20 protein-coding genes are annotated in these 22660 nt (G+C 65.6%); 8 read left to right on the plus strand and 12 right to left on the minus strand.

Going from position 1 to position 22660, the window contains the following annotated elements; translation table 11 throughout:
• Positions 1-626: 626 nt before the first annotated feature.
• Positions 627-1772 carry a sensor histidine kinase gene (locus HGB41_RS15310; RefSeq protein ID WP_171085921.1) on the plus strand — a complete coding sequence of 382 codons (1146 nt, stop codon included), beginning with the start codon at positions 627-629 and terminating at the stop codon, positions 1770-1772.
• A gap of 4 nt (positions 1773-1776) precedes the next feature.
• Here the strand turns inward: HGB41_RS15310 and HGB41_RS15315 are convergent, their stop codons facing one another.
• Entirely contained in the window at positions 1777-2166 is a 390-nt protein-coding gene (locus HGB41_RS15315; protein ID WP_171085923.1) for a putative quinol monooxygenase, read from the minus strand.
• Positions 2167-2299: 133 nt separating this feature from the next.
• Between HGB41_RS15315 and HGB41_RS15320 the strand changes: the two genes are divergently transcribed.
• On the plus strand, positions 2300-3922 hold the full coding sequence (locus HGB41_RS15320) for a M28 family peptidase (RefSeq protein ID WP_171085925.1): 1623 nt from the start codon (positions 2300-2302) through the stop codon (positions 3920-3922).
• A gap of 6 nt (positions 3923-3928) precedes the next feature.
• Here HGB41_RS15320 and HGB41_RS15325 read toward each other — a convergent pair whose 3' ends face one another.
• Positions 3929-6499 (minus strand): hybrid sensor histidine kinase/response regulator, encoded by a 2571-nt coding sequence (locus HGB41_RS15325; protein ID WP_371868530.1) that lies wholly within the window; start codon positions 6497-6499, stop codon positions 3929-3931.
• Positions 6500-6671: 172 nt separating this feature from the next.
• On the opposite strand from HGB41_RS15325, the gene HGB41_RS15330 reads away from it, so the two are divergent.
• Positions 6672-7625 carry an IS1595 family transposase gene (locus tag HGB41_RS15330; protein ID WP_171085927.1) on the plus strand — a complete coding sequence of 318 codons (954 nt, stop codon included), beginning with the start codon at positions 6672-6674 and terminating at the stop codon, positions 7623-7625.
• A gap of 18 nt (positions 7626-7643) precedes the next feature.
• Here HGB41_RS15330 and HGB41_RS15335 read toward each other — a convergent pair whose 3' ends face one another.
• The 9 genes from HGB41_RS15335 to HGB41_RS15375 are packed head-to-tail and all read right to left on the minus strand — an operon-like array spanning position 7644 to position 13447.
• Positions 7644-7886 (minus strand): hypothetical protein, encoded by a 243-nt coding sequence (locus tag HGB41_RS15335; protein WP_171085928.1) that lies wholly within the window; start codon positions 7884-7886, stop codon positions 7644-7646.
• Positions 7887-7899: 13 nt separating this feature from the next.
• The gene (gene ureG / locus HGB41_RS15340; RefSeq protein WP_171085930.1) at positions 7900-8514 is read right to left on the minus strand and encodes an urease accessory protein UreG; all 615 of its coding nucleotides are present in this window, start codon (positions 8512-8514) and stop codon (positions 7900-7902) included.
• A gap of 9 nt (positions 8515-8523) precedes the next feature.
• A complete protein-coding gene (locus HGB41_RS15345; RefSeq protein WP_171085932.1) occupies positions 8524-9189 on the minus strand; it encodes an urease accessory protein UreF in 666 nt (221 codons plus the stop codon).
• Positions 9186-9707 carry an urease accessory protein UreE gene (gene ureE / locus HGB41_RS15350; RefSeq protein ID WP_171085934.1) on the minus strand — a complete coding sequence of 174 codons (522 nt, stop codon included), beginning with the start codon at positions 9705-9707 and terminating at the stop codon, positions 9186-9188. The genes HGB41_RS15345 and ureE overlap by 4 nt, the downstream gene beginning before the upstream one ends.
• A gap of 9 nt (positions 9708-9716) precedes the next feature.
• Positions 9717-11417, minus strand: coding sequence for an urease subunit alpha (gene ureC / locus HGB41_RS15355; RefSeq protein ID WP_171085936.1), 1701 nt, complete (start codon positions 11415-11417; stop codon positions 9717-9719).
• A complete protein-coding gene (locus tag HGB41_RS15360) occupies positions 11414-11734 on the minus strand; it encodes an urease subunit beta (protein WP_171085943.1) in 321 nt (106 codons plus the stop codon). Before HGB41_RS15360 ends, ureC begins: the two co-directional genes overlap by 4 nt.
• On the minus strand, positions 11731-12261 hold the full coding sequence (locus HGB41_RS15365; RefSeq protein WP_171085945.1) for a GNAT family N-acetyltransferase: 531 nt from the start codon (positions 12259-12261) through the stop codon (positions 11731-11733). Before HGB41_RS15365 ends, HGB41_RS15360 begins: the two co-directional genes overlap by 4 nt.
• A gap of 21 nt (positions 12262-12282) precedes the next feature.
• On the minus strand, positions 12283-12585 hold the full coding sequence (gene ureA / locus HGB41_RS15370; protein WP_171085947.1) for an urease subunit gamma: 303 nt from the start codon (positions 12583-12585) through the stop codon (positions 12283-12285).
• 10 nt (positions 12586-12595) lie between these two features.
• Complete coding sequence (locus HGB41_RS15375) at positions 12596-13447, minus strand: urease accessory protein UreD (RefSeq protein ID WP_171085949.1); 852 nt, start codon at positions 13445-13447, stop codon at positions 12596-12598.
• 262 nt (positions 13448-13709) lie between these two features.
• On the opposite strand from HGB41_RS15375, the gene HGB41_RS15380 reads away from it, so the two are divergent.
• Together HGB41_RS15380 and HGB41_RS15385 are read left to right on the plus strand one after the other, a co-directional pair.
• Complete coding sequence (locus tag HGB41_RS15380) at positions 13710-14183, plus strand: chemotaxis protein CheW (protein ID WP_171085951.1); 474 nt, start codon at positions 13710-13712, stop codon at positions 14181-14183.
• Between the two features lie 50 nt (positions 14184-14233).
• Positions 14234-15844 carry a methyl-accepting chemotaxis protein gene (locus tag HGB41_RS15385; protein ID WP_171085953.1) on the plus strand — a complete coding sequence of 537 codons (1611 nt, stop codon included), beginning with the start codon at positions 14234-14236 and terminating at the stop codon, positions 15842-15844.
• A gap of 171 nt (positions 15845-16015) precedes the next feature.
• Here HGB41_RS15385 and HGB41_RS15390 read toward each other — a convergent pair whose 3' ends face one another.
• Positions 16016-17035 carry a porin gene (locus HGB41_RS15390; RefSeq protein WP_171085955.1) on the minus strand — a complete coding sequence of 340 codons (1020 nt, stop codon included), beginning with the start codon at positions 17033-17035 and terminating at the stop codon, positions 16016-16018.
• A 407-nt stretch (positions 17036-17442) separates the two neighbouring features.
• On the opposite strand from HGB41_RS15390, the gene HGB41_RS15395 reads away from it, so the two are divergent.
• The 3 genes from HGB41_RS15395 to HGB41_RS15405 all read left to right on the plus strand — a co-directional run bounded on the left by HGB41_RS15395 (position 17443) and on the right by HGB41_RS15405 (position 22644).
• Positions 17443-20109 carry a TonB-dependent receptor gene (locus HGB41_RS15395; protein ID WP_171085957.1) on the plus strand — a complete coding sequence of 889 codons (2667 nt, stop codon included), beginning with the start codon at positions 17443-17445 and terminating at the stop codon, positions 20107-20109.
• 93 nt (positions 20110-20202) lie between these two features.
• Positions 20203-21555, plus strand: coding sequence for an MFS transporter (locus HGB41_RS15400; RefSeq protein ID WP_171085959.1), 1353 nt, complete (start codon positions 20203-20205; stop codon positions 21553-21555).
• Positions 21556-21693: 138 nt separating this feature from the next.
• Positions 21694-22644 (plus strand): glycoside hydrolase family 43 protein, encoded by a 951-nt coding sequence (locus HGB41_RS15405; protein ID WP_171085960.1) that lies wholly within the window; start codon positions 21694-21696, stop codon positions 22642-22644.
• The last annotated feature ends 16 nt before the right edge of the window (positions 22645-22660 follow it).

The raw sequence follows: 22660 nt of genomic DNA on the forward strand, positions 1-22660 counted from the left end.
AATACCTGAAATCGTAGGGTGGGCGGGTCTCCCGCCCGCGCGTTCAAATCACGTGTGAAGGCCAGCTCCGTGGCGTGCACCTGTTCGTTGAACGCGTGGGCAGAATCTGCCCACCCTACGGTGTGTCAGCTCATCTTATTTCGCGACTTCATTCATAAGATGAGCTAATACACCGAGCCCATCAGCCTCACCCGCATTCACGCGCCGCCCCTAAAGGAGTATTTGCCGTTTCCGGACAAGCTCAAGGGGAAGCACCAGAGTTTTACGCAGGCCGATATTGGCGCGCTGCGTGCGGCTGGGTACACCGAGCCGTTTACGGATGTGGCCAACGGAGTCGCGAAGTACATGCAATACCTGAAATCGTAGGGTGGGCGGGTCTCCCGCCCGCGCGTTCAAATCACGTGTGAAGGCCAGCTCCGTGGCGTGCACCTGTTCGTTGAACGCGTGGGCAGAATCTGCCCACCCTACGGTGTATCAGCTCATCTTATTTCGCGACTTCATTCATAAGATGAGCTAATACACCGAGCCCATCAGCCCCACCCGCATTCACGCGCCGCCCCTGAAGAGCGTCGTGTAGACTCCAGTTTCGTGCTTTTTTGTACACTCGACCAGGGTCCCCACCGGTAATGAATGCAAACCTGACCGGGCACCTGTCCCCGATTGACCCCGACCTGTCGCCCGTCACACGCGCGATGGTGGCATTGCGTACGCCGCTCATCGAAGCCTGGATGGAGGAAGTGCGCGGCCACGTGCCGCAGGCGAAGGAGCTGGCGCTGCCGATCCTCGAGAACACCATCCCTGCCTATTTCGATACCCTGGCGGCGCTGCTCACGCCAGGCCACTCGGCGCGCGTGGTCACCGACCTGGGCGCGGTCGCCAGTGAGCATGGCGGCGAGCGTGCCCGCATGACGATGTACGACGCCACCGCCGTCATCCACGAGATGCAGATCTTCCGCGACGTGCTGTTTCGCGAGCTCGAACATCATGGCGTCGCGCTCGAGGACACCCAACGCGCCACCCTGTCTGCCCACATCGACGCCACCATCCGCGAAAGCGCCAACGCCTTCATCGTGGTGCAGGCCGCGCTGCGCGAACAGTTCGTCGCCTCGATGGCGCACGACCTGCGCACGCCGCTGTCCACTGCCCAGATGGCGGCGGAAATGATCGGCCATACCTCGGGCGACGCCACTGTGCGCCGCTACGCCGAAAAGATCGTCGCCAGCACCCAGCGCATGGACGGCATGACGCGCGAACTGCTCAACGGGATTGCCTTCTGCAAGACCGGGCCGGTGCGCCTCACGCTGGCGCAGATGGACATGGTGGAGCTGGTCCGCGAAGTGGCGCAGTCGGCGGAAATCTTCCACCCGGTCGAGGTCGATATCGGGCCCGAGGCGGTCGAGGGCTGGTGGTGCCGCGAAGCCGTGCAGCGGACCATCGAAAACCTCGTCAACAACGCGATCAAGTATGGCGCGCGCGATGCGGCCATCCGGCTGGTGGTGTCCACCACGGTCGAGCGGGTGCAGGTGATGGTGCATAACCAGGGCGCGCCGATTGCGCCCGAAGACAGCGAGAGCATCTTCCAGCTCTATCGCCGCGCCGGCAACCAGGGACTGGGCGAGGGCTGGGGCGTTGGCCTGCCCTATGTGCGCCGCGTCGCCGAGGCGCATGGCGGCAGCGTGCTGATGTCGAGTTCCGCCGAAGACGGCACCGCCTTCGTGATCGATCTTCCCATCGACGCACGACCCTTCGCCGGCGCGCCCACCGCCGCCTGATTCCTCAGCGTGGCTTGGCCAGCCCGTGCCCGCCCACCGGCTCGGTCTCGAAGCGTTCGCCGAAGCCCGCGATCAGCGGGCGGCCTTTGGCAATCGCAGCCTGTACCGGCGGCAGCGCCAGCGACGCCTTGTGGCTGGCCTGGCTGTCCCAGGTTTCGGTAATCCACAGCGCGTCCGCGTCGAGCTTGTCCTTGGCGATGACATAGCCCAGGCAGCCCGGCATGGCCTTTGTTCCTTCGAGCAGGATGGCGATCAAGGCCTCGCGCTGGCCCGGCTGGGCGCGCATTTTTCCGATCAAACCGTACATGTTGCTGTCCTTCGTATCTGGTGTGGCGTGGGCCGTGAGGGGCAGGGCGGCGAGTAAAGTGACCGCAGTACGGCGCGTGATGGTCATGGACGCTTCCTGTTGAGTGAACGACAAGTATAGGCCCGCCATGGGTCAAGCCGCAATGGGGATCGCCCGCTCTATGGGCGCTGGGTTAAGATGGCAGTTTGCCAAGCCGGCCCACCTCGATACGGATCCCTTGATGCGACTTTCCCCCCTCGCCCTTGCTGCTGCCCTGACCCTGTCCAGTACCGCCTTCGCCCAGCAGGCGCCGGCCGTGTCCGAACCGGTGCTGCGCGGCCACCTGGCCTTCCTGGCCGACGATTTGTTCGAAGGCCGCGGCACCGGCCAGCGCGGCGGCGAGCTCGCGGTGCGCTACCTGGAAACCCAGGCCGCGATCATCGGCTTGACGCAGATTCCCGGCGGCGGCTACCGCCAGAAGGTCGACATCCGCGGCACCAGGCTGCTGCCCGGCAGCGCCGTGAGCTTCCAGGCCGGCGGCAAGCGCTTCGCTCCAGAAATCGGCAAGGGCATCGTGTTCGGCACCGCCAGCGGCCGCAGCAGCGTGGCCTTCGATGCGCCGCTGCTGTTCGTCGGCTACGGCGTCTCGGCGCCCGAAGAAAAATGGGACGACTACAAGGACGTGGACGTGAAGGGCAAGATCCTGGTCATGATGGTCAACGACCCGCAGCCCACCGCGCAGGAGCCGAACCGCTTTGCCGGCAAGGCCTACACCTGGTATGGCCGCTGGCTGTACAAGTTCGAGGAAGCGGTGCGCAAGGGCGCCGCCGGCGCGCTGCTGATCCACACGCTGCCATCTTCGTCCTACCCGTGGAGCGTGCCGGCCAACGGCTTCTCGCACGAGCGCTTCCACCTGGCAGGCGCGGGCAACCCGGTCGAAGGCTGGCTGCACGAAGACACCGCGCGCGAGCTGTTCGCGGCCGCCGGCTTCAACCTCGAGCAGCTCCGCGCGCAGGCCGAAAGCCGCGACTTCCGCCCGGTCGACCTCAAGATCGCCACCCATGTCGAGCTGAAGTCCGGCATCCGCCAGGTCGAGCAGTTCAACGTGGTCGGGCTGGTGCCGGGTACCGATCCGAAACTGAAGGAGCAGGCGGTCGTGTATTCGTCGCACTGGGACCACATGGGCATGGATGAAGAGGCAAGCGCAGGTAAAAAAGATCGCATCTACAACGGCGCCATCGACAACGCCTCAGGTACCGCCGCGCTGCTGGCAATGGCTGCCGAAGCCGTGAAAAAGCCGGCGCGCCGCACCCAGGTCTTCCTGTGGCCGGCCGCCGAAGAGCAGGGCCTGCTGGGCAGCGCCGCCTATGTGAAGAACCCGGTAGTCCCGCTGGCGAAGACCGCGGCAGACCTGAATCTCGACAGCCTGAACTTCGTCGGCAAGACCAGGGACATCGGCGTGCCGGGCGCCGAGCGCAGCACCCTGTACGACACTGCCGCCACCGTGGCGAAGACCATGGGGCTGAAGCTCGCGCCGACGATTCCCGACCTCTCGGGCGCCTACTTCCGCGCCGACCACTTCAATTTCGCCAAGGCGGGCGTCCCGGCCTTCAATGTCGGCTCGGCCGTGTTCTCGGGCGACGGCCATTTCGAGTTCGCGCACCAGCACGGGCCATCGAGCGAGAAAATGGTGGGCTTCAAGAAGGATTACCACCAGGTGACCGACGAGTACCGCGCCGACTGGGATTTGTCCGGCATGGTGCAGCAGGCCCAGTTCACGCTGAACCTGGGCTATGCGGTGGCGAATGCCCCGAGCATGCCAGCCTGGAAGAAGGGCGACACCTTCGGCAGCGTCAAGAGATAAGCGTAGTCATGCGCTGGCCACGCCTGCGAGGATCTTCTCCAGGCTGGCCATGTCCACCGGCTTGACCAGGTGGTGGTCGAAACCAGCCGCCGCGCTGTTGCGGCGGTCCTGTTCCTGGCCATAGCCGGTCACCGCCACCAGCACCGCCCGCGCGGTTGCCGGGTCGCGGCGCAGGCGGCGCGCCAGTTCGTAGCCGTCCATGTCCGGCAGCCCGATATCGAGCAGGCAGACGTTCGGCGCAAAGCCGGGCGCCAGCGCCAGCGCCGCCGTGGAATCATGCTCGACCTGTACCTCGTGGCCCTGGGCGCCGACATACATCGCCAGCACCTGGGCCGCATCGACGTTGTCGTCCACCACCAGCACTTTCACGTTCGAGGCCGAGGCCTCGGCCGCGGCTGCGGCATCCAGGCCAGCGGAAGCACGCTCGGTGCAGCGCGGCAGCCGTACCGTGAAGACGGTGCCCTGTCCCTGGCCGCTGCTTGCAACACCCACGCTGCCGCCATGCAGTTCGACCAGGCTGCGCACCAGCGCCAGGCCGATGCCCAGGCCGCCGAGCGAGCGGTCGGGCGTGCGTTCGCCCTGCACGAACATGTCGAAAGCGCGTTCCAGTTCCGCCCGCAGCATGCCGATGCCGTTGTCGCGCACTTCCAGCACCACCAGCTCGCTGCCCGCGGCGAGGGTGACGGCGATCTCGCCGCCGCGGTCGGTGAACTTGGCCGCGTTGTGCAGCAGGTTGCCGACCACCTGCACCAGGCGCTTGCGGTCGCCGAACACGTGGCAGGGCTGGGGCAGGGTGCGGACCTCGAGCTTGTGGCCCTTGTCGCGCACCAGCGCCTGCACCTGCTCCACCGCCTCCAGCACCACGGCATTGATGTCGATGCGCTGCTTGCTGAGCTCCACCAGCCCGCGCGTGACGCGCGACACGTCGAGCAGGTCGTCCACCAGCCCGGCCATGTGGCGTGCCTGGCGCGCGATGATGCCGCTGATCTGCCTGGTGCGCGCCGGGTCGAGCCCGTCCTGGCCGAGCAGCTGGGCGCCGGAGGTGATCGGGGCCAGCGGGTTGCGCAGCTCGTGCGCGAGCATGGCGAGGAATTCGTTCTTGCGCTGGTCGGCGTGGCGCAGCGCTTCTTCCGCGCGTACGCGATCGGTCACGTCCTGCACAGAGCCGCGCAGCGCCAACACCCGGCCATCGGGACCGTGCACGCTCTCGCAGCGGTAGTCGAGCCAGATACGGTGGCCGTCGGCATGGGTGGCGTGCAGCTGCAGCTTGCCGTTGCCCCCGATGCGCACCAGTTCCGTCATCAGCTGCTGGACCTGCTGCCACGACTCTTCGACCAGCAGGGTGCCGCGCTGTTGCGCGAAGGGCGGCAGTGGTCGGCCGAAGATATGCGGCACCGAATCCGAAACCTCGATGGCCTCGCTGCCCAGGCTCCAGTGCCAGGTGCCGAAGCGCGCCTGCATGTGGGTTTCGCGCAGTGCCGATTCCTTGGCGGCCAGTTCGCGCGAGCGTTCCTCGAGCAGGCTTGCAGCGTCGCCGATGGCGGCCGCCACCTCGGCCGCTTCGCGCACATACACGCCCGTGACCGGCTGCGGCTTCACACCCTTGCCGAGCGCCAGCGCCGGACCGGTCAGCGCCTGCAGCGAGCGGGCCATGCGCCCGCCGATCAGCCAGGCCAGGCACAGCCCGATCGCGAACAGCACCGCCGTGCCGCCCACCATGAGGGCGAGTTGCCCGAGCAGTTCCGCGCGCAGGACGGCGCGCGGGATCCCGATCGCGACGCCCCAGCCGGTGAGGGCGGAGCGCGAATACGAGGTCACCAGCGGCATGCCTTCGCGCGAGCGCGAGTCGATGGTGCCTTCGCTGGCGCGCGCCGCCGCATTGCGCAGCAGCGGATTGACCGGTTTGCCGATCGACTGAGCTGGATTGACGTTGCGGGCGAAAATGATGCCCTGGCGGTCGAACAGCGAAGCCACCGCGCCTTCGGGGATGGACTTGGGAGTGAGGATGTCCTGGAAGTAGTCGGGCCGCATGCCGATGCTCAGCACATAGCGCAATTCGCCGCCCACCTGCACCGGGACGTCGACCCTCACGCTGGGCAGCTTGCGCAGGGGGCCGATGAAGACATCCGACACCGCCGGTTTGCCGGTGGCGAATACGCGCTCGAGCTGGGGCGAACCATCGACCGGCAAGAGGGTGCCGTAGTCGGCCGCAGTGTTGACGAGCTGCTGGCCGCTGCGGTCGCGCAGGACCATGTTCATGCCGCCGCCGGCCAGCACCAGTGCCTGGCGCGCCTGGCGGTGCACGCGCGCAAAGTCGCCCGCTTCGAGAGCATCGAGGGTCGACAGGGTCTGGGCGATCGACTGGCCCTGCAGTAGTTTGTTGTCGACCGTGTGCACCAGCGCGCGCACGGTCTGCAGGGTGTTCTTCTCGAACTGGGCCCTGGCCTTCTGGTACTGATGCACGAATAGCAGGGACGCGCCGACGACGCCGGGCAGCAGCGTCGCCAGGACCAGCCATAACAGGTAGGCCCGCAATGGCCTGCGGGCCGGTGAAGAAGAAGGGGTGGTGCCGGTCACGCGGTCGTCCGGAATACAGGGGAATGGTCGGATTTTACGTGATATTGCCCGTGTGAACCGCCGTCGACCGAAACTGCTGTTGTTTTAGGCGCTGTCATCGCTAGTTGTAGAAATTGAACTGCCGAGCTTTTCCACGGTCCAAGCATGATCGGACTGAGCGGCCAAGCGAGAAATGAACGGAGCAGGCTTTACCAGGTGGTTGAGGAAAGTGCCGTCGCTGACGCAGCGCCAGCGTGCGCAGTTGCTGAACGTTTTGCGCCCTGCAATTGGGTTCGAGCGCGTCTGCGCAGTAATTGCGCAAGCGAAGCCAACGCCCAATTGTCCATCCTGCCAGGCGGAACGCCCTTACCGGCACGGGCAGGACCGCGGCGTACAGCGGTACCGTTGCCGTGCTTGCCGCAAGACATTCAGCGCATTGAGCGGAACACCCCTGTCTCGCTTGCGCCATCGCGCCAAATGGGTCGATTATCTCTCAACGATGCTCGAGACGAAGAGCGTGCGCGCATCGGCCAAGGCGGTCGGCGTGCACCGGAATACGAGTTTTCGCTGGCGCCACCGTTTTCTCTCGCTGGCCATGCACGATCGGCCGGAGCGCCTTGCCGGCATTGCCGAGGCCGACGAGATGTTCCTGCTCGAGTCGCAAAAAGGGGCACGCAAGGTCGACCGGCCCCCTCGCCGACGCGGCGGAGTTGCCACCACGCGCGGCATCACGCATGAACACGTCTGCATCCTCGTTGCACGCGACCGCACTGGGCAGACCCTTGACTTCGTCACCGGCCGCGCTGCCGTGACAAAACAGCAGCTGCACCGCCACCTGGGCCGCAGGCTGGCAGGAGACGTGCTCTTGGTGACTGACGCGCATCCAGCCTATCGGGTCTTTGCACGCGAAGCGGGCATTGCGCACGCGTTTGTAAGCCTGCGTCTGGGGGAGCGGGTGCGCGGCGCCGTTCACGTGCAGGGTGTGAATGGCTACCACCAGCGCTTCCGGCAATGGCTGGCCCGTTTTTACGGAGTCGCTTCGCGCTACCTGCCGAACTACCTGGGCTGGCGCTGGGCGCTGGATGGAGAACGCATTACTTCACCTGAAAGGCTGCTAAGAGCCGCGCTTGGCGTCTTCCACATTTAACGAGCACAGCGCCTTGTTTTAGAGTGGCAGCGTCACGCCCGCACTCCCGGCGCCGACAGCCAGCGCGACCGCGATCGCCAGCGGCAGCACCCCGCGGCGCCTGCGCAAGCCGCCCCACAGCAGCACCGCGCCGGTCGCGACCACGACCGCGGCGACCGCGGCATGCTCGAACCAGGCGTGGTCGGGCGGCGCGCCATGGCCGGGATGGGCCAGTGCCGGCACGGCGCCCAGCAGGATCAAGATCAGCAACAGGGGTTTCATGGGTATCTCCAGGTCAGTGGTCGAGCAGGCCCTGCTCGCGGATGAAGGCGACCACGGCGTCCACGCCGTCGCCGCTGCGCAGGTTGGTGAACAGGAAAGGCCGGTCGCCGCGCTGGCGGCGCGCGTCCCTGGCCATGACCTGCAGGTCGGCGCCGACGTGCGGCGCCAGGTCGGTCTTGTTGATGATCAGGAGGTCCGAGCGCGTGATGCCTGGCCCGCCCTTGCGCGGGATCTTCTCGCCGCCGGCCACGTCGATCACGTACAGGGTCAGGTCGGACAGCTCCGGGCTGAAGGTAGCGGCCAGGTTGTCACCGCCCGACTCGACCAGCACCAGCTGCAGTCCAGGGAACTCGGCCTGCAGGCGCGCGATGGCTTCCAGGTTGATCGAGGCGTCCTCGCGGATCGCGGTGTGCGGGCAGCCGCCGGTTTCCACGCCCATCAGGCGCTCGGGTGGCAGGGCGTTCGCGCGCAGCAGGATCTCCATGTCCTCGCGCGTGTAGATGTCGTTGGTGACGACAGCCATGTCGTAGCGCTCGCGCATGGCCAGGCACAGGCGCTCGCACAGTGCGGTCTTGCCGGAACCGACCGGGCCGCCGATGCCGACCCGCAGGGGATTCGAAGTAGTCATGTTTGCCTTTTATGAACGGTAAAGCCGGCCGTGCTGCACCTCGTGCCGCATCGACAGCATCGACAGGCCGGGCGACCAGTTCGACAGCGCGGCGTCAGGCACGGTGCGCGCGTGCAGTGCGGCGCGCTCCAGGTCCGGGCGCAGCGCCAGCAGCATGCGCTGGCCAGCCACCTGGCCGAGCGGCACCGATTTCACGCATACCAGCACCTGGTTCTCCAACCAGGAAAACAGCAGCGCCAGCAGCGCTTCCTCATGCGGGATGCCGAGCGCGTCGACCGCACAGGCGAAGGCGGCCGGGAAGGACACTTCCGCTCCATGCTGCGCCGGGTCGGCCACGCCGAGTTCGGCCAGCAGGCGCGCCAGCGAATAGCCCATCTGCACGGTTTCGGCGCGGAATTCAGCAGTGTCGCGCGACGCCAGGAAGGTGTCGTTCCAGAAGGCCAGCGCGGCATCGTCACGCACGGTCCGCGCCTGCAGCAGGCGCCAGAACAGCGGCGCATCCCAGCTTGCGGCCACTTCATGCAGCATGCGGGCGATCCAGGACTGGGCACTGGCGGCGTCGGTTACCAGCCCGTCCTCGAGCGCCGATTCCAGGCCCTGCGAATAGCTGTAGCCGCCCACCGGCAGGGCCGGGCTGGCGAATTGCAGCAGGTGCAGCAGGGCGGCCGCGTTCATGCGCCGTCCACGTCCATCGGGCGGTGGATTTTCTGGCGCAGCGGCACCGGCGCCAAAGTCGAACGTGGGCCGTGGTCATGCGCGTGGCCGGCGGCCGACCCAGTGTATGCACCGCTCTCCGGCTCGAACGAGGCCAGTTCGTCTTCGACCCGCGCACCCAGGCCGACGACCATCTCGCGCAGCACCGGGTCGGCGCGCATGCGCAGCCCCCAGTCGCATATTTGTAACTGGGTATGGCGGTTGCCGAGGTGGTAGGCGCAGCGCGCCAGGGTCAGGGCGTCGCCGCAGCGCACGGCGTAGGTCGGCTCCGGTGCGGCCACGACCCGCACCACGCGGCCGTCGTCGCCGCGCAGCAGGTCGCCGTGGCGCAGCGGCGCACCGCGCGGCAGGAACAGTGCGACTTCCTCGCCCGAGGCCAGGGTGGCGCGCATGCGGCAGCGCTCGCGCCGCTCCCACGGCAGCACCAGGGAATCGTGCACCTGTGGCGCCTCATCGATCCGGGTATTCAGGGTCAGCATGCTCGCTCCTTAGAACAGGAAATAACGCTGCGCCAGCGGCAGCTCGGTGGCGGCTTCGCAGGTCAGTAACTGGCCGTCGGCGCGCACTTCATAGGTTTCAGGGTCGACTTCCATTCGCGGCGTGGCGCCGTTGTGCACCATGTCGGACTTGCGGAGGCCGCGCATGTTGCGCGCCACCGCGATGGTTTTAGTTAAGCCCAGCCGCGCCGGCACGCCCAGGTCGAAGGCGGCCTGCGACACGAAGGTCAGCGACTTGCGCAGCCCGCCGCCATAGGCGCCGAACATCGGCCGGTAATGCACCGGCTGCGGCGTCGGGATCGAGGCGTTGGCGTCGCCCATCAGACTGGCCGCGATCATGCCGCCTTTCAGGATCATCGATGGCTTGGCGCCGAAGAAGGCGGGGCGCCACAGGACGATGTCGGCCAGTTTGCCCACCTCGAGCGATCCGACTTCGTGCGCGATGCCGTGGGTGATTGCCGGGTTGATGGTGTACTTGGCGATGTAGCGCCGCACCCGGAAGTTGTCGTGGCGCTGCGTGTCCGGCGCCAGCGGCCCGCGCTGCGCCTTCATCTTGTGCGCGGTCTGCCAGGTGCGCAGGATGGTTTCGCCCACCCGGCCCATGGCCTGCGAATCGGACGACATCATCGAGATCGCGCCCAGGTCGTGCAGGATGTCCTCGGCGGCGATGGTCTCGCGCCGGATGCGCGACTCGGCAAAGGCGATGTCCTCGGCGATGCCGGCATCGAGGTGGTGGCAGACCATCAGCATGTCGAGGTGCTCGTCGAGCGTGTTGACGGTGAAGGGACGGGTTGGGTTGGTGGAGGAGGGCAGTACGTTGGCCTGGCCCACCGCGGCGATGATGTCCGGCGCGTGGCCGCCGCCCGCGCCTTCGGTATGGAAGGTGTGGATGGTGCGGTCCTTGAACGCCCCCAAGGTGCGTTCCAGGAATCCCGCCTCGTTCAGCGTGTCGGAATGCAGGGCCACCTGCACGTCCATGCGTTCGGCCACCGCCAGGCAGTTGTCGATGGCGGCGGGAGTGCTGCCCCAGTCCTCGTGCAGCTTCAGGCCGATGGCGCCAGCCTCCACCTGTTCGACCAGCGGCTGCGGCAGGCTGGCATTACCCTTGCCAAAAAAACCCAGGTTCATCGGGAAAGCATCGGCCGCCTGCAGCATGGCGTGGATGTGCCAGGGACCGGGCGTGCAGGTGGTGGCGGCCGTACCCACCGCCGGGCCGGTGCCCCCGCCCAGCATGGTGGTGATGCCGCTCATGAGGGCTTCCTCGACCTGCTGCGGGCAGATGAAGTGGATGTGGGTGTCGACCCCGCCGGCGGTGACGATCATGCCTTCGCCGGCGATGATCTCGGTGGCCGCGCCGATCGGGATCGTCACGCCGGGCTGGATGTCCGGGTTGCCGGCCTTGCCGATGGCGGCGATGCGCCCCTCCTTGATGCCGATATCGGCCTTGACGATACCCCAGTGGTCGACGATGACGGCATTGGTGATGACGGTATCCATCACCCCGGAATGCGGCAGCTGCGACTGGCCCATGCCGTCGCGGATCACCTTGCCGCCGCCGAATTTCACTTCTTCGCCGTAGATCGCGTGGTCGTATTCGATTTCGATGAAGAGATCGGTGTCGGCCAGGCGGATCCGGTCGCCGGTGGTGGGGCCGAACATGTCGGCATAGGCGCGGCGCGAGATGCTGCTCATGCCAGGTCCCGGGGAAGTGGCCCCATCACGCGGCCGTTGAAGCCAATGACGACGCGCGCACCGCTAAGTGCCACCAGTGCCACCGTGCGCCGCTGGCCCGGCTCGAAGCGCACCGCGGTGCCGGCGGCGATATCCAGGCGCATCCCCAGCGCCGCCGCGCGGTCGAACTGCAAGGCGTCGTTCGCTTCGGCGAAATGGTAGTGCGAGCCCACCTGGACCGGACGGTCGCCGCCATTGGCCACGGTTACTACCTGCCCGGGTCGGTCGACGTTCAGAGAGATCTCGCCTTCTTCGAGAAGGTATTCGCCCGGGATCATCGGCGCGCCCGCGAGAACAGCGTCTTGTAATAGATCGCGGTGGGACGCCAGTGGCCGTTCGGGCTGCAGCAGTAGTCGGGCAGTTCGCCCACGCGGGTGTAGCCGGCCTTGCTGTACAACTGCTCGGCGCCGGAACCGGCTTCGGTATCGAGGAAGAGCAGGCCGCGGCGCAGCGACAGCGCTTCGATTTCAGCCGCTTCGAGCAGGGCAGTGCCGACGCCGCGCCGGCGCACCGTGCAATGCACCAGCATCTTCTGCAGCTCGGCGCGGTTGCTGCCGTTCGGTTTCTGGCACAGGTCGAGCTGCACGCTGCCCACCAGCAGGCCGTTGCGCTCGGCGGCCAGCAGCACGCGCGAGCCGCGTCCAACGTCGGCTTCCACGCCGCTCCAGTAGGCGTCCAGCTGCACATCGTCGAGCCCGGCCAGGAAGCCGAGCGAATGGCCGTCGGCGACCGCGTCCAGCAGCAAGGTTGCCAGTTGCGTGCGCACCTCGATGATGGCGCGGGAATCGAGTCTGCGGATGATCATGGTTGTCTCGACGTGTATCGTTCAGGGAATCGGATGGTGGACGGTGACCAGCTTGGTCCCGTCGGGGAAGGTGGCCTCGACCTGGATCTCGGGGATCATCTCGGGCACGCCGTCCATCACGTCGGCGCGGCCCAGCAGGGTAGCGCCTTCGGACATCAGCTCGGCCACGCTGCGGCCGTCGCGCGCGCCTTCCATGATGGCGGCGCTGATCAGGGCCACCGCTTCCGGGTAGTTCAGCTTCAGGCCGCGCGCGCGGCGCCGTTCGGCCACCAGGCCTGCGGTAAAAATCAGCAGCTTGTCCTTGTCGCGTGGGCTCAGGTCCATGGGGTCTCCTTCAGGTACGCCAGATGCGTGGCGGCTGCGCGTCCAGGCCAAGCAGGTGCGGGCGCAGCGCCTGCCACACGCGCAACAATGCGTGGCGCGCGGCCTCGCTGTCGTCGCACAGGTAGCGCGCCACGAACATCGACTTGAGCTGGGTAAGGCCGAGTCCAGCATCGGCGGCGCGCAGGCTGGCCAGCAGCGCGGGTGGGCACGGCCTGCCGACGCCGATCAAGGTGGCGCACACGTGGCGTCCGCCGAGCGCCAGCGGGCTGGCCAGGGCCGCGCCGGCGGCGCGCCCCTGTTCGTGCCACACCAGCCGTCCGCCGTGGCGGATGCGGGTGCGCTGGCGCAGTGCGCCGTGGATGAAGCGCTCGCCGGATGCGGCACGGCCGAAGCACAGGATCTCGCTGCCGATGTAGGCGGCATCCTGGGCCAGTTCGACATCGTGCTCGAGGGTCACGTCGGCGCCGTCGTACAGGATGGTTTCCTGCGGCAGCCATTCGATGGCGGCGCCACTATCGGCGCGCAGGCTGACCGACTGCTTCGAGGGACGGCCGTTGGCGCGGTACCACTTGGCGGCGCCGGGCGAAGTCAGCAGGCAATGCGCGTCAATGCCGGCCCCGACCGCGATGTCGAGCACGTCGCCGCCGGCGATGCCGCCCGGCGGATGCACGATCACGGCGTGGCAGACGCCCGGGCCTTCCGGGTACAGCCCCTTCTGGACCCGCAAGGGCCCGCTGTGGCGGCGTTCGGCAAGCCGGGTACTGGCCCCGTCGCGCGCGAAACCGAGCCGCAGGCTGGCATGCCAGCCCGGATGGACGGGCGAGTCGGGAAGGGGGCCGACAGGGAAAGGAGCATCGCGCATGCCCCTGCCGAATGCAGGATGCGTGCCAGCCCCTCAGGATGGGGGCGGCAAGCCGGCCGAACGACCGTACGGGAAGTTTTCCATAGTAAGCGGGGTGCGGCTAGGGTTCAAATCCGTTGCAGCCACGCCATACGGCGCACCGAAAACGGGAAAATTTGCCCGGTTTTGCTACTTAACTATCGAATCCGCACCGAATTGGACGTAATGTATCTTGCGTTGCGGCAATTACGCGCTCGCCTAACACGAATAACAGGAACCAATCATGGATGCAGCAACCCTAGACAACGAAGTATTGTCCTTCCGCCTCGCGAAGGAAGAGTACGCCATCAGCATCCTCAAGGTGCAGGAAATCCGGGGCTATGAAGAGCCCACCCTGCTGCCGAGCGCGCCCGCCTGCATCAAGGGCATCCAGAACCTGCGCGGCTCGATCGTGCCGATCGTGGACATGCGCATCCTGTTCAACCTGGGCGAGCCGACCTATGACCAGTTTACCGTCGTGATCGTCCTGAACATCAAGAACCACGTGATCGGCATGGTGGTGGACAGCGTCTCCGACGTCGTCACCCTGCTGGATGAGCAGATCCGCCCCGCCCCCGAGATGGGTTCGGCTGCGGATGGCGACTACATCACCGGCCTGGGTACGGTCGGCGAGCGCATGCTGATCATGCTGGATATCGATCAGCTCATGAGCTCGGAGAAGCTGGGCCTGATCACCAGCCCGAAACAGGCCGCCTAACCATCATCATCGGACAAGCTCGGGTGCGCCCCGAATCCAGGAGAAAACACATGAACTTCGCCAACCTCAATATCGGCAAACGCCTCGGCTTCGGTTTTGGCCTGGTATGCACCATGCTTGTCTGCATGATCGTATCCAGCACCGTCATGCTCGGCCGCGTCAACGACGGCACCGACGAGATCGTCAATAACCGCATGCCGCGGATTGAAACGACGACCCTGCTGCTCAACGAAATCAACGACATCGCCATTGCGCTGCGCAACATGCTGCTCAATGAAGAGCGCTCGGACCGGACCCGCCAGGCCGAGGAAGTCCTCAGCTCGCGCAAGGCCATCGACCGCCTGCTGGGCGAGCTCGACAAGACCCTGCAGCACCCGACCGCACGGCAGCTGCTGGCGGCCAAGCAAAAGCACATCACCACCTATATCGCAGGCCAGGAAAAGATCATGAAGCTCGTGAACGAGGGCCTGGTCGAGGAAGCGAACCAGCACCTGTCCGAGGAACTGCGTCCTTTGCTGGTAGAGCTCAAAAAGGCCGTGCACCAGCAGGCCGAGCTGCAGAAGTCGATCGCCATGGAAAAGGCCGCCGAGGCCCAGCGCACCTATGAAAACACCACCCGCCTGATGTGGATCGTGGGTGCCGCCGTGGTCCTGCTGGCAGGCGCGGTGGCCTGGTGGATCACGCGCTCGATCACGCGTCCGGTGCAGCGCGCGCTGGAGGTGGCCAATACGGTCGCCGCCGGCGACCTGACCAGCCGCATCGAGGTCACCACCCGCGATGAAATGGGCCAGCTGCTGCAGGCACTCAAGACCATGAACGAGAACCTGGCGCGCACGGTCGGCACCGTGCGCACCGGCACCGGCACCATCACGGTGGCCGCCAACGAAGTCGCGGCCGGCAACCAGGACCTGTCCAGCCGCACCGAGCAGCAGGCAAGCTCGCTGGAAGAAACCGCATCCTCGATGGAAGAACTGACCTCGACCGTCAAGCAAAACGCCGACAATGCACGCCAGGCCAACGTGCTGGCAGACGCAGCTTCGCAGGTGGCCCAGCGCGGCGGCGCCGTGATCAGCCAGGTGGTCGGCACGATGGGCGAGATCGATGCTTCGGCTGGCAAGATCAGCGACATCATCGGCGTGATCGACAGCATCGCCTTCCAGACCAATATCCTGGCGCTGAATGCCGCCGTCGAAGCGGCGCGCGCAGGCGAGCAGGGACGCGGCTTCGCGGTCGTTGCAACCGAGGTGCGCAACCTCGCGCAGCGTTCGGCGGCAGCGGCGAAAGAGATCAAGGGCCTGATCAACGACTCTACCGGCAAGGTGGCCAGCGGCAGCAAGCTGGTGGCCGAAGCCGGCGCCACGATGCAGGAGATCGTTGACAGCGTGCGGCGCGTCACCGACATCATGGGCGAGATCACCTCGGCCAGCCAGGAGCAGACCGCCGGCATCGAGCAGATCAACCAGGCCGTGGCCGAGATGGACAACGTGACGCAGCAGAATGCCGCGCTGGTGGAAGAAGCCGCCGCCGCCGCGGAAGCCATGAAGGACCAGGCAGCCATGCTGACAGCCGCGATGGCAGCCTTCCGTATCGACGGCGGCGAGCAAGCCGCACAGCCAGCCACTCGCGCCGTGCACCGCCCATTAAAGGCACTGGCAGCATAACCGCGACCCGTAGGGTGGGCCGGTCCTCCTGCCCACGCGTTCAAATCACGGTTGCGCAGCACAGGCGCGTTTCGGAATACATCGATCGGTTGACCGCATAGACCGAAACCCGCCCCCCATAAAAAAACGGCAAGCCTTCCGGCCTGCCGTTTTTTTTTACGCCAGAGCGTCTTAGAACGAGTGACGCACACCCACGTTGAACACCGACGGATCGGCGCCGAACGCGGTTGGAGGCGGAGCGAAGGTGCCGCCGGCCGAGGTCAGGCCGAAGTTGCCGCCGTTGTTGTTGCGCACGCGGCCGTAGCTGCTGTACAGGTTGGTGCGCTTGGACAGGGTGTACTGGTAGGCCAGCGAGAAGCCGTTGCCGCGGCCGCCGGTATCGACGCGCTGCTGGTGCACCGAAGCGAAGAACTTGCTGGCGCCGGCGGTGAACGAACCGCCCACGGTGGTGAACTTGAACTCGGGGAGCGGACCCTCCGGGTCGGCCATCACGTAGGAACCGCGCAGGTCGAAGGCACCGAAGTTGTAGCCGGCGCCGAAAGCGAATTCCTCGTCGTCGCCAGTGGCCAGGTTCTCGACCTGGTGGTAGCCGGCGCCCAGGTTCAGCGGGCCGTTCTTGTATTCGACCGACACGCCGACCAGGCTGCCCGACGGGTTGTCGTTCTGGCGTTCGCCCGCGCTGTACGCGGCCTGCACCGTGAAGCCGCTCAGGGCTTCGCTCTTGTAGTTGACCGAATTCGGCAGGCGGCGGGTGGCGCGGCCGGTGCCGAAGCTGCCCAGGTTGGAGCCGTAGAAGCCATGGCCCAGCGGGTCGCTCGACTGCACGACTGCGGCGATCGGGCTGTATTCGCGGCCGACGGTGACGGTGCCGAACGAGCCTTGCAGGCCCACCACGGCGCGGCGCTGGAACAGGCCGGCGGCGTCCTGGGCGCCGCTATCGAGGGCGATACCTGCTTCGATGTTGAACAGCGCCTTCAGGCCGTTGCCCAGGTCTTCGGTGCCGCGGAAGCCGATGCGGCTGGTCGACTGCGTGCCCGAACTGATCACGGTACGGCTGTCGGTGCCTGGTGCATCCGTGTCTTCGATACCGACCGATGCGTCGGCGATACCGTAGATCGTCACGCTGGTTTGCGCCTGCGCAGCCAGCGGCAGGACGGATAACAGGGCGATAGCCAGACTAATCTTCTTCATTGCATGTCTCCAGTGGTTGATTGCGAACGGTGCCGGTCTGTCTGTTAGTCAAAAGTCAGCTTTATTAGACAGTTACGTTACCAGCACCGTCAAAATGATGCCAATAAACATTTGCACTATCCTTACATGATTTCTGATTGGCATGTTTATGTGGTCAAAAAACAGCATGATCCAGCGCAAACATTGCTGTGAAAACACTTTACATGTTGCGTCTATCACACGCTATCGGTGGTTTCCACAATCTTTCCGATTCCCAACAGTACAATTGACTGATACAGAATTTGATATCGGAACGGCGGAAAAATTGATTGGAATGATCTCGCTTCAACGCCTACCATCAATGTCGAGCATGTAAGAACAGCAAAGCCGCGACACAGCGGCCACGAAAAAAACGACATAGGAGACGTATGAAACGCACTTCCTCGGGCCGTGCCATGGCCAGTTCCTGTCAACTCTTCGCCCTGCGCGCTACCGTCGCAGCCCTTGCCGGCGCCGGCCTGATCAGCAGCGCCACCGTCGGCGCCCAGGAACTTGCCGCAGTCGAGGCGCCGGCCGTCCCGGCGCCAGCCGCGGAAGCCGACGGGAAGGGCAGCGGCAAGGAATCCATCGTCCTCGTCACCGGCACCCGCCAGGCCGCCCAGAGCGCGCAAACCATCAAACGCAATGCCGAACAGGTGGTCGATTCGATCGTCGCCGACGACATCGGCAAGTTTCCCGATAAAAACGTTGCCGAGATCCTCGGCCGCGTGCCCGGTGTGCAGGTGATCCGCCAGAACGGCGAAGCCGGCAACGTCGTCATCCGCGGCCTGGGCGGCATCACCACCCTGTACAACGGCCGCGAGATGTTCACCGCCGCCGGCCGCAGCCTGTTCCTGGCCGACGTGCCGGTGGCGATGCTGCAGCGCGTGGATGTCTATAAATCGCAGGGCGCCGACATGGTCGAAGGCGGCACCTCGGGCGTGATCGACGTGCGCACCAACCGTCCGTTCGACTTCAAGGGCGCGCAAGCAGCCTTCAATGCGCGCGCCGAGCACCGCGACAAGGCCGACAAGATCGACCCGAACGTGTCGGGCATGCTGTCGAACCGCTGGAGCACCGGCATCGGCGAGATCGGCGTGCTGGGCGGGCTTTCGTACCAGCGCGGCCGCTACCACGACGAGACGGCCTTCGTCGGCGCGCCGATGACGATCGACCGCGGCATCATCGGCGCCGATGCCATGGGCCGGGTGATGGGCAGCGGCGACCGCGAGCGCCTGGCGGGCAACCTGTCGGCCCAGTGGCGCCCGAGCAAGGAGCTCGAAGTCTATGCCGAAGGTTTCTCGACCAGGATCGACCACGATTCGCAGAGCATCTTCTTCGTGGGCGGCCTGCCGATCAACAATTCGGCTTCGACCGTGACCCCGCGCGCGGGCACCAACTACCTGGAATCGATCAGCAACCCGAACGTCAACACCTTCACCCTGAGCTCGACCCAGGCGCGGCGCGACGATTCCGAGACCCACCAGGGCGCCGTCGGGGCCATCTGGAAGGTCATGCCCGGCGTGCGCGCCAGCACCGAACTGGTACGCACCGTCTCGAAATACAGCCAGCTCAACCCGATCCTGGACACGGTGCGCGACGTCGCCAAGCCGATCTCCGCCAGCGTGCGCGACGGCGGCGGTTTCCTGACCTATCCGGGCGTGGACATGACCGACCCGGCGCCGTGGACCCTGTTCGCGCTGTTCGACAACCATAACCGCTCGCGCGGCGCCGCCACCGACTGGCGCGGCGACGTGAGCTGGATGCCGGAATCGGACGGCTTCATCAAGGAAGTCAGCGCCGGCGCCCGTGTCGCCGAACGGTTCGCCTCCTATGTGCATGAACTGAACGGCTACTCGGACGCGCCGAACCGGTTCACGCCGAACGCCATCAAGGTCACCAGCATCCCGGGCCTGAACTGCACCAGCCCCGAGACCGGCGGCAACTACGGCATGAACCAGTTCTACGCGCCGTGCAGGGACTTCCTGCTGGATCACACCGGCGCCGTGCGCCAGGCCATCCGTGGCGAGACAAACGCGCGTCCGGACGATCCGCTGTCCTACTACGCCGACCGCGAGAAGACCCACGCGATCTACGCCAAGCTGAACTTCGGCTTCGACGCCGGCCCCGTCCCGGTTGATGGCACCATCGGTGCACGCTACGTGAAGACGAAGCAGAACATCAGCGGCTTCTCGTCGAACAACGGCGTGGTGTCGCCGACCACCGTGTCTTCCTCGACCAGCGACGTGCTGCCAAGCCTGTCGATGCGCGCCCACTTCCGCCAGGACCTGATCGGACGCCTCTCCGCCAGCAAGGCGATCGAACGCGCCCCGTTCGGCGACTTCAATCCGGGCCTGGTGCTGTTCCCGTCGACCACGACCACGCTGGCCACCGGCACCGCCGGCAACCCGAACCTCAAGCCCCAGGAAGCGCGCAACGTCGATGTGGCCCTGGAGTGGTATTTCGCGCCGGCCGGCTCGGTCACCGGCACGCTGTTCCACCACAAGTACGAGAACTACCTGCGCCGGACTTCGCGTCCGGAAACCTTCGATGGCGTGACCTATAACGTCAGCCGCCCGTACAACGCGGTGTCGGGCAACCTGAAGGGCGCCGAATTCGCCTACCAGCAGTTCTTCACCTTCCTGCCGGGCTGGCTGGGCGGGCTGGGCGTGCAGACCAACGTCACCTTCATGGATGGCGGCCTGGCCGAGGCGGATGGCACGATCAACACCTTCGCCGGCATGTCGCGCCGTTCGGCCAACCTGGTCGGCCTGTACGAGTACGGCAAGTGGTCGGGCCGGCTGGCCTACAGCTGGCGCGACAAGTTCACCGCCGAGTACAACTACCGCGCGCTGCCGTACAACATCGTGGTCGATCCGCTCAAGACCCTGGATGCGTCGATTTCGTACAAGCTGACCGACAACGTCAGTATCACGCTCGACGGCAGCAACCTGCTCGACCAGGCCTACCACGACTACCACAGCGTGCCTGAACTGCCGCGTGACATCCGCCGTTATGATCGTGTGGTCGGACTGTCGCTCAGGTGGCGCAATTAAGCCTGTCCCGGGACAGGTGACGTAGTAAATAAAGGGGCGCTGCAGGGTCAATCTTCCGGCAGTGCCCCCGGTTCGTTCAAGGGAAGGCGCAACATGCACACTCAAAAACTCTCGACCCTCGAAAAAGCGGGTTTCGGCGCCGGCGACATGGCGCTCAACGTGGTGATCTCGTCGATGATGTTGATCATCACCTTCTTCTATACCGACATCTACGGCCTCAAGACCAGCGACCTGGCCATGCTGTTCGTCGCCGTGAAGATCGTCGGCGCCATCGCCGACCTGGCGATGGGGCAGATGACCGATGCGCATCTACATCGCTGGGGGCGCTACCGTCCCTATTTGCTGTTCCTGGCGGTGCCCTACGGCCTGAGCGTCTTCCTGGTGTTTACCACGCCCGACTGGACCTATGACGCCAAGCTGGTGTGGGCCTATTCGACCTATATCCTCATGACCGTCATGACGGCGGGCGTGGGCATTCCCTACATTTCCCTGATCAGCGGCCTGACCTCCGACCCGCAGGAGCGCCTGTCGGCCAACGGCTACCGCCTGTTCTTCGCCAAGATCGGCGCCTTCATGGTGACCATCATCGTGCCCGTATTGGCCAGCTGGTGGGATGCCGACAACCCGGCCACCGGCTACCAGGCCGCGATGGCGGTGATGGCGGCGATGGGCGTGCTGCTGTTCCTGCTGTGCTTCTTCACCACCACCGAGCGCGTGATCCACAAGGTGGAAAAGCAGCCCTTGATGGACCAGGTGCGGGTGCTGCTGCAGAACGACCAGTGGCTGATCCTGTGCGGCGTCTGCGTCACCGGCACCGTCGGCTACGTGATCCGCGGCTCGGTGGCGATCTACTACGCCAAGTATTACCTGGGCGGCGACACCGCGATGGTCTCGGCCTTCCTGTCGACCGGCGTGGCCGCGGCCATCATCGCCATGGTGGTCTCCACCTGGACCACCAAGTTCTACTGCAAGGTCAAACTGTTCCGCAACAGCCAGATCGCGGTGGCCTTCATCAGCCTGGCGATCTACGTGCTGGTGACGCCGGGCGACATCGTGCTGGCCTTCGTCCTCTACTTCATCCTTTCCTTGGTGGTGGACTTGCACGCACCTGTGTTCTGGTCGGCCATCGCCGAGACCATCGACTACGGCCAGGTCAAGACCGGCAAGCGCGTTTCCGGCTTTGCCTTCGGCGGCATCTCGGTGTGCCAGAAGGCGGGCATGGCGGTTGCCGGCGGCATGGTCGGGATCCTGCTGGATTACTTCCAGTACCAGCCGAACCAGGCCCAGTCCACGCTGGCGCTGCAGGGCATCGCGCTGATGCTGTCGGTGATCCCGGGCTTCTTCCACCTGTTGATGGGGATGCTGATGTTCAAGTACCGGATCAGCGACCAGTATTACGACACCGTCAAAGCCGATATGCGTACGCACGGGTATGTCGCAAGTTAGGGTCGATGCGTCTGTTGACCTCGTGGGCAGAATCTGCCCACCCTACAACAGCGCGAACCCGTAGGGTGGGCGCAATGTAGTCCACTGGACTACATTGCCTGCCCACGCGTTCAACCACATGATGAATCGACGAACACCATGCAAGATACCGTCCTGAAGCCCCTGATCGAACAACGCGCCGACCCCTACATCTACAAGCACACCGACGGCTACTACTACTTCACCGCCTCGGTCCCCCTGTACGACCGCATCGAGCTGCGCCGCGCCCCCACCATCGCGGCCCTGGCCACCGCGGAAACCGTCACCGCCTGGACCAAACCCGATACCGGCCCATATTCCGAACTGGTCTGGGCCCCCGAGATCCACTTCAACCAGGGCGCCTGGTATGTCTATTTCGCCGCCGCCCCGAGCCGCGAGATCAAGCACAAGCTGTTCCAGCACCGCATGTACGCGATCCGCAACCAGAACGCCAACCCGCTCGAGGGCGAGTGGGGGTTCATGGGCCAGGTCGACACCGGCATCGACAGCTTCTGCCTGGACGCCACCACCTTCACCCACAAGGGCCGGCTCTATTACCTGTGGGCGCAGAAGGACATTGACATCGAAGGCAACTCGAACCTCTACATCGCGCCGATGAAGACCCCCTGGCAGATCGAGGGCGAGCCGATCATGCTGAGTAAACCGGAATACGAGTGGGAGACGCGCGGCTTCTGGGTCAACGAAGGCCCGTCGGTCGTGCGCCGCAACGGCAAGATCTTCATCAGCTACTCGGCCAGCGCGACCGACGAGAACTACGCGATGGGCCTGCTGTGGGCCGACGAGGACGCCGATTTGCTGGATCCGGCCGCGTGGACCAAATCGCGCGAGCCTGTTTTCTCAACCTGCTACGATCATGGCATCTACGGCCCCGGGCACAACAGCTTCACCTATGCCGAAGACAGCGATACCGTCATGCTGGTCTACCACGCGCGCACCTACACCGAGATCGTCGGCGATCCGCTCTGGAATCCAGACCGCCACACCTTCGTGAAACCGCTGCGCTGGGACGAGCAGGGCATGCCGGTATTCGGCAGGCCGTCCACCAACTAGGACATAACCGAGGACG

The organism is Telluria aromaticivorans (genome assembly GCF_013003915.1).
Classification (GTDB): domain Bacteria; phylum Pseudomonadota; class Gammaproteobacteria; order Burkholderiales; family Burkholderiaceae_D; genus Telluria; species Telluria aromaticivorans.

Coding starts and splice junctions, on each gene's coding strand:
- HGB41_RS15380 (WP_171085951.1), top strand. CDS start 13,710: ATGGATGCAGCAACCCTAGACAACGAAGTATTGTCCTTCCGCCTCGCG.
- HGB41_RS15385 (WP_171085953.1), top strand. CDS start 14,234: ATGAACTTCGCCAACCTCAATATCGGCAAACGCCTCGGCTTCGGTTTT.
- HGB41_RS15400 (WP_171085959.1), top strand. CDS start 20,203: ATGCACACTCAAAAACTCTCGACCCTCGAAAAAGCGGGTTTCGGCGCC.
- HGB41_RS15365 (WP_171085945.1), bottom strand. CDS start 12,261: ATGATCATCCGCAGACTCGATTCCCGCGCCATCATCGAGGTGCGCACG.
- HGB41_RS15335 (WP_171085928.1), bottom strand. CDS start 7,886: ATGAAACCCCTGTTGCTGATCTTGATCCTGCTGGGCGCCGTGCCGGCA.
- HGB41_RS15395 (WP_171085957.1), top strand. CDS start 17,443: ATGAAACGCACTTCCTCGGGCCGTGCCATGGCCAGTTCCTGTCAACTC.
- HGB41_RS15315 (WP_171085923.1), bottom strand. CDS start 2,166: ATGACCATCACGCGCCGTACTGCGGTCACTTTACTCGCCGCCCTGCCC.
- HGB41_RS15320 (WP_171085925.1), top strand. CDS start 2,300: ATGCGACTTTCCCCCCTCGCCCTTGCTGCTGCCCTGACCCTGTCCAGT.
- HGB41_RS15310 (WP_171085921.1), top strand. CDS start 627: ATGAATGCAAACCTGACCGGGCACCTGTCCCCGATTGACCCCGACCTG.
- ureG (WP_171085930.1), bottom strand. CDS start 8,514: ATGACTACTTCGAATCCCCTGCGGGTCGGCATCGGCGGCCCGGTCGGT.
- ureC (WP_171085936.1), bottom strand. CDS start 11,417: ATGAGCAGCATCTCGCGCCGCGCCTATGCCGACATGTTCGGCCCCACC.
- ureE (WP_171085934.1), bottom strand. CDS start 9,707: ATGCTGACCCTGAATACCCGGATCGATGAGGCGCCACAGGTGCACGAT.
- HGB41_RS15330 (WP_171085927.1), top strand. CDS start 6,672: ATGAACGGAGCAGGCTTTACCAGGTGGTTGAGGAAAGTGCCGTCGCTG.
- HGB41_RS15405 (WP_171085960.1), top strand. CDS start 21,694: ATGCAAGATACCGTCCTGAAGCCCCTGATCGAACAACGCGCCGACCCC.
- HGB41_RS15390 (WP_171085955.1), bottom strand. CDS start 17,035: ATGAAGAAGATTAGTCTGGCTATCGCCCTGTTATCCGTCCTGCCGCTG.
- HGB41_RS15345 (WP_171085932.1), bottom strand. CDS start 9,189: ATGAACGCGGCCGCCCTGCTGCACCTGCTGCAATTCGCCAGCCCGGCC.
- ureA (WP_171085947.1), bottom strand. CDS start 12,585: ATGGACCTGAGCCCACGCGACAAGGACAAGCTGCTGATTTTTACCGCA.
- HGB41_RS15375 (WP_171085949.1), bottom strand. CDS start 13,447: ATGCGCGATGCTCCTTTCCCTGTCGGCCCCCTTCCCGACTCGCCCGTC.
- HGB41_RS15360 (WP_171085943.1), bottom strand. CDS start 11,734: ATGATCCCGGGCGAATACCTTCTCGAAGAAGGCGAGATCTCTCTGAAC.